Origin of the sequence: Lysinibacillus sp. NPDC058147, assembly GCF_042884205.1 — a bacterium.
Classification (GTDB): domain Bacteria; phylum Bacillota; class Bacilli; order Bacillales_A; family Planococcaceae; genus Lysinibacillus.
Genome location: NZ_JBHVUJ010000009.1, coordinates 71,441 through 84,255, shown reverse-complemented (window position 1 = coordinate 84,255; position 12,815 = coordinate 71,441). Strand labels below are relative to the sequence as shown.

Here is a 12,815-nt window from a genome sequence, read left to right as displayed (position 1 = left end):
AAAAGAATTGTGATATCCATTCCCTCAAATAGGCTAGAAGAGTTTTTAACTAACAAGAAACTGGAGGATCGTAAGAATGGATTATCGTAAGAAAACAGTGGTCGCGTCAGTAGCTGGTTTAACGTTGGAAGGAATGGACATTATGTTTATTTCCTTTGCGATGACAATGATTATTTCGGAATTTAACATTGATTTTGCAACGGGTGGACTGATTTCTTCCATAACGAATATAGGCATGCTGTTAGGCGGTATTATTTTTGGAGTTTTAGCTGATAAGTATGGACGAGTAAAAGTATTTACTTATACCGTCTTGTTGTTTGCGCTCGGTACAGCTTTAACTGGATTGGCAACAAATATTGAACAAATTTATATTTATAGATTTATCGCTGGTCTTGGTGCAGGGGGCGAATACGGTATTGGTATGGCTCTTGTTGCCGAGGCTTGGCCGAAGAATAAGCAAGGAAGAGCCTCTTCATATGTAAGTGTAGGTGCTCAATACGGAGTTATTTTAGCAGCGTTACTAAGTGCAGTTATTCTTCCAACTTTAGGATGGAGGGCTTTATTCTTTGTCGGTGTGTTACCTGTCATTTTCGCATTCATTGTGCGAAAAAATCTTGAGGAATCACCAGAGTGGGTGGCTTCTCAGAAAAATAAAAAAATCAACAAGAAACATGAAAAAGGGAAGTTAGCGCAATTATTTGAAACGCCTCGAACTTCGATGACGACAATTTCATTAATCGTTATGGCAACTGTTCAAATTGCTGGTTACAATGGCTTAATGATTTGGTTACCATCTATGCTGCAGCAATCTCAAGGTTTATCAGTTTCAAGCTCGGCACTTTGGACAATTAGTACAGCAGTTGGCATGATTATTGGGATGCTAACGTTTGGACGATTTATGGATCAATATGGTGCAAAGCGTGCTTTCGGAATCTTTTTACTTGCCTCTGCATGTGCAGTGTTTTTATACTCTTATGCCACAGGAAGTGTTGCAATTTTATTAGGTGGTGCGATTGTTGGCTTCTTCTCAAATGGCATGTTCGCAGGGTATGGAGCTTTAATTAGCAGCTTCTATCCGGTGCAAATTCGGAGTACAGCAACAAACACGATTTTTAACTTCGGTAGAGCAATTGGAGGATTTTCACCAATCTTTGTCGGCTATATTCTTCAAAGTTATGATATGACGGTCGTTATGATCTATTTAGCAGCCTTATATTGCATTTCCTTTATCGTGATGCTTACTTTAAAAAAAGGGACAAGTGAGGCTTTACAACCAGTTGAAATTAAATAATAATGAAAATAAGAACGAATTCCAATTAATAAAAGGGATTCGTTCTTTTTTGAAATTTATTATTATAATAAACCTTTTGAACGTTTTTCAGCCATTTCTACGAGGCGTTTTGTTATTTCTCCTCCGACTGAACCGTTTGCACGAGAAGAGGCTTCTGGCCCTAATTGTACATTGAATTCTTGTGCGATTTCATATTTCAATTGATTAACGGCTTCATGTACACCAGGAACTAGAAGCTTGTTTGAACTGCGATTAGCCATTTATCTCACCTCCTTGTGATTAGAATGGTCGAGAGTTAGCTAATCATACATGTTAAAAAATAAAATGCACATTCTAAATACTATAGTAAAGTAACTTTTGGAAAACTAACTAAAATTGTGAATGTCTCTGCTATAATAGTGTAATGCTTCAATTTCGAGGATATAATTGTTAGAAGCGCTTTTACAGTTAAAATGGAGGTTTTTTAAATGACGAACAATGATATTTTAATTCGTTTAAGATATGCATTAGATATCAAAAATGCAGATATGGTTAAAATATTTCAGCTAGGAGGCATGGACTTTACGAAGGAAGAAGTATTGAACATGCTTATTAAAGTTAATGATGAGGAAGAAGCACCAGAAGAATACATCAAATGTAATAATAAAATGATAGAGGCATTTTTAAATGGATTTATTACATTTAAACGAGGTCCTCAAAAGCCTAAGCCTGGTCAGCCGGAAGGACCACTACCTGTTTCAGGAAAAGAGAGTCCTAATAATATGCTATTAAAGAAAGTAAAGATAGCGTTAGCCTTAACGAGTGAGGAGATGCTCGATATTTTATATGATGGAGGCGTTAACGTTTCTAAAGGCGAATTAGGTGCCATCTTAAGAAATCCAAGTCATCGTAATTATAAAGAATGTGGCGATCGCTTTGTGAGAAATTTTTTAAGAGGGCTTACAGATAAATATAGAGAATAAAACACTCTATGCATTGTCAATAGTAAATTTCGGTAAAGAGTAATGAATTAAGGATTAAAAAGCAACTACAATTTTGTAGTTGCTTTTTTGTGTGAGGATTTACACGAAATATCTCTATTTAGATAAAAATATTCTACAAAAAGCTATTTTTTCTTAGTTGAATGTTGTTGACAATTTGTGACCAAAATGTGTACAATGAAATTGACATAAAGTTGTCACAAAGAGGTAAAATAAATGTTCACGAACAGAGGGGTGCTTTTATGTTTAGTTTAAACATTTTATTAGTTGCTATCGCATGTGTTACTATTCCACTTGTTGTTGCTTCAGTGATGTTAGACATTTTTTATGCAGAAAAGAAAAAAGTTCGTTTTTCATTACGCCGTACATCTATGTGGTATTCATGTATGTTTGCTTTATCCTTCATACCGTCAGTCTTATACATGACACTAAAATAAATAACTATCTTTAATAAGAATAATCATTTAGGGGTAATTGATTATTCAAAATTATAGTAGCAGCTACAATATTACGTTGTAGCTGTTTTTAATTGCTTTAAAGAGGATTATGGACGCGCCGAGAAAAATATGTAATAGTATCTATTTCATACTAATAATAAAATAGTAAAAAATATGTGTATTTTAATCTGGTAACATTGACTACTTTTACCCATTGTGTTAATTTGAGGAGGAAAAAGATAGGCAAATCTACTGAAAGGTAGAGACGCAAAGCTACAGGTCTAAGGTATTAAATACTATGATGGCTGAGCTGCAAAGAGTACTAGTTAAGTACATATATTGCTAGTCATATTCTTTGATGCCTATTTCTTTTGAAATAGGTATTTTTTGTCGAAAATACAATAAAGGAGGAAGAAATAATCATGAAGTTGTTTAAAAATGTTTCATTAAAAAACAAACTTTTACTAACGGTTTCTATTATTGTTTTACTTCTAATTGCTATTATTACTACACAAAGTATTAGAGAATTAAACAATAGAATGTCTGTTGATTTAGAACGAGAGTTGAAAAGTGTTGGTGTATTGACAGCTATGAATCTTGACAGTGATGTCATTAAAGATTTATTGACTGAAAAGGGAGAAACTAATACTAAATTTAAGAAAATCCAAAAACAACTCGATAAGATTCAAGAAGAACAAGGAATTATGAGTTGGAGCTATATTTGGGATGTGAAGGATGCAGGTGGCGTTAACCCGATAGGCTATACATCTAATTTGAACGACGTATATGAAGCGGGTGAAATCTTTACTGATTTAGCAGATGAACATGTAAAAACAGCTAAATTGGCAATTCAAAATAATAGCACTGAAGTAACCGATATTTTCCAAGATCCGTATGGTTCATGGCGAACTGTATTTAGCCCTATTAAAGATGATAATGGCAAGCTCATTGCGTTATTAGGTATTGATTATTCTGCGGACTACATAAATACCATCATTAAAACAAGTGTTATAAAACAAATTGTTATGGCTGTTATTGGAATTTTAATTTTATTAGCTTTACTTTACATAATTATTGATCGTCTATTAAAACCACTTAAGAAAGTAGTAAATGCTGCAAATCAAGTAGCGAATGGGGAATTAACAAATGTAGATTTAGAAATAACGAAGGACGAAATCGGAAATTTATCTAAATCGATTAATACGATGGTTTCAAATTTACAACATATCATTTTAAATATTAGAAATACATCTGATAACGTTTCTTCTGCTGCTAATCAGCTAACTGTTAATGCTGCAGAAACATATAACAGCGCAACAAATATTGCTCAAGACATGGGACAAATAACGCAAAACGCTGAGGCGTCAATGGTTATGACTGAGGAAACAGCTGCTGCTATGGAAGAAACAGCGACAGGCATCCAGCAAATTGCTGACTCTGCTAATACGGCTGCTGAGTCATCTATTTCTGCTTCTCAAGCTTCTGAACGTGGAAATCATGTTGTTCAACAAGTCATAGCGCAAATGGAGTTGATCAATAGTTCTGTTGAACAAATAGGGACAACAATAAACGGTTTACATATCAATACGAAAAAAATTAGCGATATTGTAAGTCTTATTACAGCAATAGCAGATCAAACAAACCTACTAGCATTGAATGCGGCAATCGAAGCTGCTAGGGCAGGAGAGCATGGGAAAGGCTTCGCGGTTGTTGCTGACGAGGTTAGACGATTAGCAGAACAATCATCACAATCTGCAACTGAAATATACAATTTAATTAGTACAATTCAAGCTGATTCAAACGCTTCTATCACTGTTATGGAAAAAGGGAAAGAAGATGTAAAGGCTGGTATGGAGTTTACAAATGAAGTAGGGGAAATCTTTAAAGAGATTCTCACTTCATCAGAAGAAGTTGCAAGTCAGATTCGCGAAATTTCAGCTGCGTCTCAGCAAATTTCTGCTTCATCGGAGGAAGTAGCTGCATCTGTCAATAATATTAAGCAATCTACAGAGCAGTCATCTGAATTCTCATCGAATGTGTCAAACGCAACGCAAGAGCAATTGACGACCATGCAAGAGGTGAAAGAGGCATCTTCTTCATTAGGAAAAACAGCAGAAGAATTGCAGGTACTTGTAGCAAAATTCAAATTGGAGAATGATTAATGATGGAAATTAATTTTAAAGGAAAAAATGTACTAATTACAGGTTCAAGTAAAGGAATCGGCAAAGCCATTGCTTTAGGTTTTGCCGAACATGGAGCCAATGTATTCATTAATTACATTGGTGATGACAACGAGGCAGAAGAGGTTCGCGCACTAGCAGAAAAGTTTGGTGTAAAGGCTATGAAATTTAATGCAGACGTATCGGATTCTCAGCAAGTTCAAGCTATGTATCAATATATGGACGAACAGTTAGGCGATATTGATATTCTTGTCAATAACGCTGGATTTGCACAGGCTTCAAGCATTACGGATTTAACAGATGAGCAGTGGGATAAAATGATTAAAGTTCATCTTTACGGTTGTTTCTACAACTGTCGAGAAGCAGCAAAAAGAATGAAAGAACGAAACATAGGAAAAATTATTAATATTTCTTCTGATATTGGTAGCTTAGGTTGTGAAGAATTTACGCATTATTCTGCTGCAAAGGGTGGCATTAATGCATTTACGAAAGCTTTGGCACGAGAGTTAGCTCCTACGATATTAGTCAATGCAGTAGCTCCTAGTGGAACATTTACAGACATCCTAAAGGAATTTGGTGAAAATTATGTAGAGGAAGAGTCTGCTAAATATCCGTTAAAACGATTAGCTCAACCAGAAGAAATCGCAAAGACTGTATTATTTTTAGCTTCAGAAAATGCGAATTTCTATACGGGTCAAATATTAACGCCTAATGGTGGAGTCGTTATGAACGGATAATGTGGAAAACTAAGGAGCAATACTATGTTAAATATAATCATCTTTAGCTTATACTTAATTTTTATTTATTACATTGGATATAAAGGATATAAACGAGTTAATACTGCGGAGGATTTAATTGTAGCTGGTTGGAGTATGCCTTTATCTGTTGTAACAGGAAGTCTGGTGGCGGCCTTATTAGCTGCCCCATTCTTCTTTGCGGCAGTAGGCTCAGGTTACACAAGTGGCGGCTTTGAAGGATCGGCGACAATGGGTGGTTTAGGGACTTGTATGATTCTTGGGTCACTCATTTGGACGAAGCCATTACGTAGATTAAAAGGTTGGACATTAGCAGACTACTATGGATTACGCTATGGCAGTAAAAAGCTAGGCGCTTATACAGGTGTCGTAATGGCGATTGCCTTCGGTGTTTTTAATGCAGCTGCCTTAACAGTTGGTGGCACGTATATTATTCAGCAGCTGTTGCAAATTGATTTCGTTCCAGCGGCATTACTTTTTGTATCATTAACAGCTCTATACTCTGTAATTGGTGGTTTATGGGCTGTAGCCTATACGGAAATTGTTCAGGGGGCACTGGCAGTAGCGGGTATAGTAGGGATTACAATTTTTATCTTATTCTATTATCCTGATGTAACATTTAACCCAGAGTGGTGGAATATTAGTGAACTCTTCAATAAGGCTGGGGCAGAGTTTTGGACGCTATATCTTGTGTTAGCACTTGGTGATATTCCAGCGGTGGATTTAGGACAAAGGGTAGCCGCAGCGAAAAGTCCAAAAGTAGCACAGCGTAGTATGATTATAGCTGGAACAATTATTATCGCAATTAGCTGGATTCCGGGTATGTTAGGAGAAGCGTTTAAAACGATTTATCCTAATAGTACAAATCCAGAGACGTTAATGCTTGCCTTTGCTCAAGGGTATTTCCCACCGTTACTAGCAGCCATCTTTTTAACAGCAATGGCAGCGATGGGGATGTCTACTGTAGCCGCGTGTTATGTTGCGACTTCAGGAATTGTCACAAAAAACATTTATTTAGACTTTATTAATCGTAACCCGGATCCTAAAAAACTATTAAGATTTTCAAGACTTATTATTATTTTAAGCGCTTTGCTAGGCTTAGTTCTAGCGGTCAGCTTCCAGAAAGTCATTGATTTAGCTTATTTAGCATGGGATGTTATTTTCGTAACTATTTTCTGGCCAATCGTTTTAGGGCCATTTTGGAAGCGAGTAAGTACACCAGCAGTTTGGGCAAGTATATCTGTCGGGTTAGTATATTACATTATTACATCTTTAACATATGTTCCTAGTTTTACTATCCAATCAGAAGGATTTTTAGGTTTGTTAAATGAGCTGTGGCAGGCACCTGTTTTCTCAGGCGTTGTGATCACAGGTATTACAATTGTTATCGTTAGTTTGCTTATTCCACCTTCGCAACATGTTCTAGAGATGCATAAAATTGAAAAAGATAAGACTTTAGACGATGTTGGTAGTAAAGAGGAATTAAAGGAATATTCAAATTGAAAATTATTTAAAAATATAAATTTGGAAACACGAGAGCGTTGATTTTTAATGCCCTCGTGTTTTTTTTATACTGAAAACAACAGTCAAAAATGGCATTTTTAGCTTGTTTTAGCAAAAAAAATAAAGTACTTTGGTAATAGAAACATTTTACTAGAAGAATGTTGTAAAATTTGTTGTTACTAACAATTCTATAGAAATATTCACGTAGAAAATGAAATTTAAGAATTATAAGGGGTTTATCGATGAGAAGTAGCTTAAAAATTAAGATGTTAATGGTATTTTCAATTTTACTCGTTATTTCGTGTTTTCTGATTAGCTTTTTTATTTATCGTTCTTCATTGGAGCTAGTGAAAGAAACAGTAGGTCAGCAAAACGTAAATATGATTGATCAGGCAATCTCAAAGATAGACGTTAAAGGCTATCAAAGTATAGAAATTGGTGCAAAAAAAGATGATTATTATTATGAATTACAAAAAGAATTGAGCGCTGTTAAAGAGCTACATAAGGTATCTAGTTTGTATACAATGACTCGAGTAAAAAACGGTGATGGATATGACTATTACTATATGATAGATAGTGTACCTAATGATGATTCAACGATTGGCAATAAAGAGGAATCACCAGAATCTTATCCTAAAATGAAGCAAGTATTTGAAACAGGGAAAATACAATTTCAGCTATCAAATGATTCACAATACGGAGCGGTACTTGCTATCTATGCACCAATAAAAAATGATGCTGGCGAAGTTATAGGATTAATAGGGGCAGATTTAGATGCCACGGAAGTTTATGCGGACATGAACGCTAATCAAATGAAAATTATTATGATTACTCTAATTGTATTAATAGTAGGGATCTGCATTGTTTATTTCTTCACAGATTATTTAACGAAGCCATTAAGAAAATTAACATCACAAGTAAAACAAGTTGGCAATGGTGATTTAACCGTAAAAATAGAAACAGATCGAAAAGACGAAATTGGAGTTTTGACAAGTGCATTCCAACAAATGGTGCTAGATTTGCAAAATATAATTATGGGAATCAATTCTGGCTCTAAGCAGTTAATCGATACAACTAATGGAGTGGCAAAAAGTAGTGAAAAGGCAACTGAAGCGATTAGTCATATTTCTGCATCTATCCAGGAAGTGTCAGCTGGGGCTCATGCACAGTATAAAAGCTCAGAGGAAAGCTCAGCTACATTAGAGCAGATGTCGGAGGGCATTCAACAAATTGCTGAGGCTTCTTCAAATGTATCTCAATTATCATCTCTTAGCCTACAAAACGTAGAGCTTGGAAATGGAAACATTGAAAAAGTGATTCATCAAATGAATATTATTAATGATTCCGTTCAATTATCTGCAAATGCAATTAAAAAACTAGAGAGTCAATCTAAAGAAGTATCACTTATCATCAATATGATTCGTGATATTGCTTCACAAACTAATCTACTCGCACTAAATGCTGCAATTGAAGCGGCTAGAGCTGGCGAATCTGGAAAAGGCTTTGCTGTAGTAGCTGAAGAAGTAAGAAAGCTTGCGGAGCAATCAGAAAAATCGGCGAATAGTATTTCAAATTTGATCTCCAAAATAAATGAGGATACAAGCTTAACGGTGCAAACGATGAATGTTGTAACAGAAAATGTAGAAGACGGTTTACAAGCTGTTGAAGAAGCTGGAAAATCATTTGAAAGTATTCTCCAATCTATTCAGGGCGTAGTATCTCATACAAAAATAGTTTCTGTAACCTCTGAAGAAATGTCCGCATTTTCTCAGGAGATTACAGCAGGAGTTATGGAAACAACGATGCTTGCTAATAAGGCTGCAAAGGCAACAGAAAGTGTTGTAGAGCGTACGATGGAACAGGAAAGCTACAACCAAGATATCCTTCATTCTATTTTAAAACTGAATAAAATGGCAGAAGAACTTGAAAAATCCGTTTCAAAGTTTGATGTAGATGTTCGAAACGCAGATAATTCCCATAGAAATTAAGAATGAAAAGATAATCGTTAGAATAAAATTTCTATTAACATGGATGAAATAATTCTATCGATTATCTTTTTGAGGGTGGGATATAGATGAAAACCTTTTTTCTTATATTTCTAGGAATAATCTATTTATTACTAGCAAATTCAGTTGAAACGGCTATTTTCAGTAAGGTCTACTTTTTAATTGGTTTAGGATTAATAATAGTAGGAATTATCCGTTATGTTAAAGAGCGATATATTTATATCAATACATTAAATGAAATGAAAGAGGCAAGTGAGGAAGTGCTTATGGCTATCCCTCATACACATTGCATCATCTCAAATGATTGTTTAAGTGCTTTATTATTAAATGAACCTACAAATACACTTTTCTTCGTAAGTAGAGAAGATCTAGAGGATGATTTGATAAAAAAAGAAATTCCGTTCAATAAAATATATGAAGTTGCTATAGTTGAGGACGAAATGTATATTGCAAGGACTGGCAATAGCTTCATAAGTGGTTCATTACTGAGTGAAGAACTGGATTTAGAAGAAGAGGGATTAGATGAAGAAGATCCTGAGTATAACACTGTATCTCAATTGACGTTGAAAATTGTAGCTGATAACTTATCTGACCCTATTCTAGAATATGCTTTTATGGATAACAGTGAGCCTATATCAAGAGAAGAGGAGGAGTATCAAGAAGCGCTTGAGTTATGTGAGGAATGGTTTCAGAAGATCAGTGTTATTATCAAACGTTATGAGCTTGAAAGGGTACCGATTAGACATTGGCAATAAGTTAAAAAAGCTATCTCGACATTACGTTCGAGATAGCTTTTTTAACTTCTAGAATAATCTAGAGTGATGATCCGGTCCCGCCCCAAAGTGATCGGTAAGCAAGAGAAGTGATCCGGTCCCGCCCCAAAGTGATCGGGTAAGCTAAAGAAGTGATCAGGTATCGCCCCAAAGTGATCGGGTAAGCGAGAGAAGTGATCAGGTATCGCCCCAAAGTGATCGGGTAAGCGAGAGAAGTGATCAGGTACCACCCCAAAGTGATCGGGTAAGCGAGAGAAGTGATCAGGTACCACCCCAAAGTGATCGGGTAAGCCAGAGAAGTGATCAGGTACGGCCCCAAAGTGATCGGGTAAGCGAGAGAAGTGATCCGATCCCGCCCCAAAGTGATCGGGTAAGCAAGAGAAGTGATCCGGTCCCGCCCCAAAGTGATCGGGTAAGCAAGAGAAGTGATCCGGTCCCGCCCCAAAGTGATCGGGTAAGCGAGAGAAGTGATCAGGTACCACCCCAAAGTGATCGGGTAAGCAAGAGAAGTGATCCGGTCCCGCCCCAAAGTGATCGGGTAAGCGAGAGAAGTGATCCGGTCCCGCCCCAAAGTGATCGGGTAAGCGAGAGAAGTGATCCGGTCCGGCCCCAAAGTGATCGGGTAAGCGAGAGAAGTGATCCGGTCCCGCCCAAAAGTGATCGGGTGAGCCAGAGAAGTGATCCGGTCCGGCCCCGAAGTGATCGGGTATCGCCGCGTCCCTATAAGTCATTGGCAGTAAATAATAGAAAAAAGCTATCTCGAAATAGAAAAAGTTGAGATAGCTTTTGTTGTGTAGTCGATTAAATTTTAAATTGCTGTAGCTGGTTATTTAGCTCCTCAGCCATTCCTGCAAGCTGATTTGCACTTTTAGCGATTTCATCCATTGTAGCAGCGGTTTCTTCTACAGTGGCTGTTGTTTGTTCTACGCCAGCAGCGGATTCTTGAGAAACAGACGCTATTTCATCAACTGAAGCATTAATGGACTCGGAATTTTGAGCAACTTTGTTTAAATTGCCTGAAATGGTATTTATGTTAAGAATCATTTCTTCAACGGCTTCCGATATTTGGTCAAATGTTTCATTTGTTTGGTTTAGTTGGGAGGTTCCTTTTTTTACTTCCTCATAGCCGGATTGCAGAGCACTTGTTACATTGCCAGTTTCACCTTGAATACGGTTGACGATTGTTGAAATATCAGTGACAGAGAATTGTACTTGTTCTGCTAGCTTTCGAACTTCATCGGCTACAACTGCAAAACCTTTACCATGCTCTCCTGCACGAGCTGCTTCAATGGCAGCGTTTAGGGCAAGTAAATTTGTTTGATTTGAAATATCATCAATGACAGAAACAAGCTTGGAAATTTCGGCAGACTGTACATTTAAGCCTTCAACTTTTTTCACTGAATCTAAAACAATCTCATTAATAGCTACCATTTGTTGTGTTGATTGTATCATTAAGCCTTTACCAGTTGTTGTTAGTTTTTGTACATGACTTGAATGTTCTTTTAATTTAATGCCTTCCTGTGTTGTTCCATGAATACTGCGCTGGAAAGAAGACATTGTTTCGGCTAAATCACCTGCTGTAGAGGCTTGTGTTTCTGTGCCAGAGGCTAGCTCCTGCATAGTCACGGTAATTTGTTCTGTACCTGATTGCACTTCATTAGAAGATTGGGCCAGCTCTTCACTACTAGCTGCTACTGTTTCGGAAACCGTATAGATTGAGCTAATGGTTTGCTTTAATTTTTCATTCATTTCATTGGCGGAAAGCATTAATTGACCAATCTCATCATGTTGAGTTATTGGAAGTAGTTCATGTTGCAAATTGCCATCCGCTAATTCGCTCATGCGCTTTGTGACAATCGTAATAGGATTAGAAATGTTTCTAGCAGTGACAATGGCGATTAGGACACCTGCGATTGCTAATATTATGCTAACAATCAGTCCGACTATTTTATTGTTTAAACTTGTTGATACTACGTCATCTCCTACCTTAGTAATGGCATCGGAGCGTTTATCGGCCAATTCTTCATAACCAACACGAACATCGATTACAAGATTATTCATAGCTGTTAAATTTTTTAATGCTAATTCTCTATCCCCTTTTTTATAAACATCGAATACTTCGGTATTTACGCGATTGCTCCATGTACGTGCCATTTCTACTAGTGCCTCACGCTCAGGCGTATTTTCATATTTCTCCACAATACTATTATTGTCCTCAGCAATTTGACGATATTCATTAAACATTTCTATGTATTTTTCTTCACCAGATACAACATAACTTAAAGCTGCAGAGAGGCGAACACTCATAGACATTGCTAGATTCTTACTTGCAGTTAAGACTTGTAAATCTTCTTTTACTAAACCTTCTGCTTGTTTTTCCATCTTATTATTAGAAATGTAGCTATAAGTTGTAAAACAAACAACTAATACTAATAAAAGAAGAAATGCACTTAATATTCGAGCTTTAAGTGTTTTAAACTGAAAAATACCTTTCATCTTCTCCCACCCTTTGTTGGTCTATAAATTGTTATAGTACAACTATTATTTTATAACTAAATCTTTATATAAATAAGCCCTTTTAATGGAAAAGTAAAAAATAGTTTTTTTAGTACAATAACATTTTAATGTTAATTAGGTAGGTAGTTAAAAATATGTGTCTTAAGTGTAATTATGGAGTTTCTTTTATATCTGTATGTATTTTTTCCTACTAAATGAAAAAAGCACTTGCTGCAAAAGTGCACCAAGCGCCCTAAAATGTATTTTCTTTCAGCACCTCTCACCTTGGAAGGTGCGAGATGGAGAAAGCCTTCGAAATGAATATAAGAATGTAGCCTAAACCTTCGCAAAACTCCACGTCTTTGGCATTAGCAAATGAGACTGACATCGTAAC

11 protein-coding genes and 1 riboswitch are annotated in these 12,815 nt (G+C 36.3%); of the genes, 8 read left to right on the top strand and 3 right to left on the bottom strand.

Features of this window, described 5'->3' with window-relative positions; translation table 11 throughout:
* Positions 1–76: 76 nt before the first annotated feature.
* Entirely contained in the window at positions 77–1,291 is a 1,215-nt protein-coding gene (locus ACFVT8_RS21080; protein WP_387085113.1) for an MFS transporter, read from the top strand.
* A gap of 62 nt (positions 1,292–1,353) precedes the next feature.
* On the opposite strand, the gene ACFVT8_RS21075 is transcribed toward ACFVT8_RS21080, so the two are convergent.
* Positions 1,354–1,551: an alpha/beta-type small acid-soluble spore protein gene (locus ACFVT8_RS21075; protein ID WP_053483023.1), complete on the bottom strand. Its 198-nt coding sequence runs from the start codon at positions 1,549–1,551 to the stop codon at positions 1,354–1,356.
* A gap of 207 nt (positions 1,552–1,758) precedes the next feature.
* On the opposite strand from ACFVT8_RS21075, the gene ACFVT8_RS21070 reads away from it, so the two are divergent.
* The 7 genes from ACFVT8_RS21070 to ACFVT8_RS21040 all read left to right on the top strand — a co-directional run bounded on the left by ACFVT8_RS21070 (position 1,759) and on the right by ACFVT8_RS21040 (position 9,907).
* A complete protein-coding gene (locus ACFVT8_RS21070; RefSeq protein WP_387085116.1) occupies positions 1,759–2,253 on the top strand; it encodes a YehS family protein in 495 nt (164 codons plus the stop codon).
* A 260-nt stretch (positions 2,254–2,513) separates the two neighbouring features.
* On the top strand, positions 2,514–2,708 hold the full coding sequence (locus ACFVT8_RS21065; protein ID WP_387085118.1) for a hypothetical protein: 195 nt from the start codon (positions 2,514–2,516) through the stop codon (positions 2,706–2,708).
* Between the two features lie 232 nt (positions 2,709–2,940).
* A riboswitch (cyclic di-GMP riboswitch) is annotated at positions 2,941–3,026 on the top strand.
* Between the two features lie 104 nt (positions 3,027–3,130).
* Positions 3,131–4,870 (top strand): methyl-accepting chemotaxis protein, encoded by a 1,740-nt coding sequence (locus tag ACFVT8_RS21060; protein WP_387085120.1) that lies wholly within the window; start codon positions 3,131–3,133, stop codon positions 4,868–4,870.
* On the top strand, positions 4,870–5,625 hold the full coding sequence (locus ACFVT8_RS21055; protein WP_387085122.1) for an SDR family NAD(P)-dependent oxidoreductase: 756 nt from the start codon (positions 4,870–4,872) through the stop codon (positions 5,623–5,625). Before ACFVT8_RS21060 ends, ACFVT8_RS21055 begins: the two co-directional genes overlap by 1 nt.
* A gap of 24 nt (positions 5,626–5,649) precedes the next feature.
* Positions 5,650–7,146, top strand: coding sequence for a sodium:solute symporter family protein (locus ACFVT8_RS21050; RefSeq protein WP_387085124.1), 1,497 nt, complete (start codon positions 5,650–5,652; stop codon positions 7,144–7,146).
* A 242-nt stretch (positions 7,147–7,388) separates the two neighbouring features.
* Entirely contained in the window at positions 7,389–9,134 is a 1,746-nt protein-coding gene (locus ACFVT8_RS21045; RefSeq protein ID WP_387085126.1) for a methyl-accepting chemotaxis protein, read from the top strand.
* 86 nt (positions 9,135–9,220) lie between these two features.
* On the top strand, positions 9,221–9,907 hold the full coding sequence (locus ACFVT8_RS21040) for a hypothetical protein (RefSeq protein WP_387085128.1): 687 nt from the start codon (positions 9,221–9,223) through the stop codon (positions 9,905–9,907).
* Positions 9,908–9,948: 41 nt separating this feature from the next.
* On the opposite strand, the gene ACFVT8_RS21035 is transcribed toward ACFVT8_RS21040, so the two are convergent.
* On the bottom strand, positions 9,949–10,656 hold the full coding sequence (locus ACFVT8_RS21035) for a hypothetical protein (RefSeq protein ID WP_387085130.1): 708 nt from the start codon (positions 10,654–10,656) through the stop codon (positions 9,949–9,951).
* A 70-nt stretch (positions 10,657–10,726) separates the two neighbouring features.
* On the bottom strand, positions 10,727–12,421 hold the full coding sequence (locus ACFVT8_RS21030; RefSeq protein WP_387085132.1) for a methyl-accepting chemotaxis protein: 1,695 nt from the start codon (positions 12,419–12,421) through the stop codon (positions 10,727–10,729).
* Between the last annotated feature and the right edge of the window lie 394 nt (positions 12,422–12,815).

Bases quoted from the DNA above. Each gene is read 5' to 3' on its own strand.
- ACFVT8_RS21030 (WP_387085132.1), bottom strand. From the start codon at position 12,421: ATGAAAGGTATTTTTCAGTTTAAAACACTTAAAGCTCGAATATTAAGT.
- ACFVT8_RS21045 (WP_387085126.1), top strand. From the start codon at position 7,389: ATGAGAAGTAGCTTAAAAATTAAGATGTTAATGGTATTTTCAATTTTA.
- ACFVT8_RS21065 (WP_387085118.1), top strand. From the start codon at position 2,514: ATGTTTAGTTTAAACATTTTATTAGTTGCTATCGCATGTGTTACTATT.
- ACFVT8_RS21055 (WP_387085122.1), top strand. From the start codon at position 4,870: ATGATGGAAATTAATTTTAAAGGAAAAAATGTACTAATTACAGGTTCA.
- ACFVT8_RS21070 (WP_387085116.1), top strand. From the start codon at position 1,759: ATGACGAACAATGATATTTTAATTCGTTTAAGATATGCATTAGATATC.
- ACFVT8_RS21040 (WP_387085128.1), top strand. From the start codon at position 9,221: ATGAAAACCTTTTTTCTTATATTTCTAGGAATAATCTATTTATTACTA.
- ACFVT8_RS21075 (WP_053483023.1), bottom strand. From the start codon at position 1,551: ATGGCTAATCGCAGTTCAAACAAGCTTCTAGTTCCTGGTGTACATGAA.
- ACFVT8_RS21050 (WP_387085124.1), top strand. From the start codon at position 5,650: ATGTTAAATATAATCATCTTTAGCTTATACTTAATTTTTATTTATTAC.
- ACFVT8_RS21080 (WP_387085113.1), top strand. From the start codon at position 77: ATGGATTATCGTAAGAAAACAGTGGTCGCGTCAGTAGCTGGTTTAACG.
- ACFVT8_RS21060 (WP_387085120.1), top strand. From the start codon at position 3,131: ATGAAGTTGTTTAAAAATGTTTCATTAAAAAACAAACTTTTACTAACG.
- ACFVT8_RS21035 (WP_387085130.1), bottom strand. From the start codon at position 10,656: ATGACTTATAGGGACGCGGCGATACCCGATCACTTCGGGGCCGGACCG.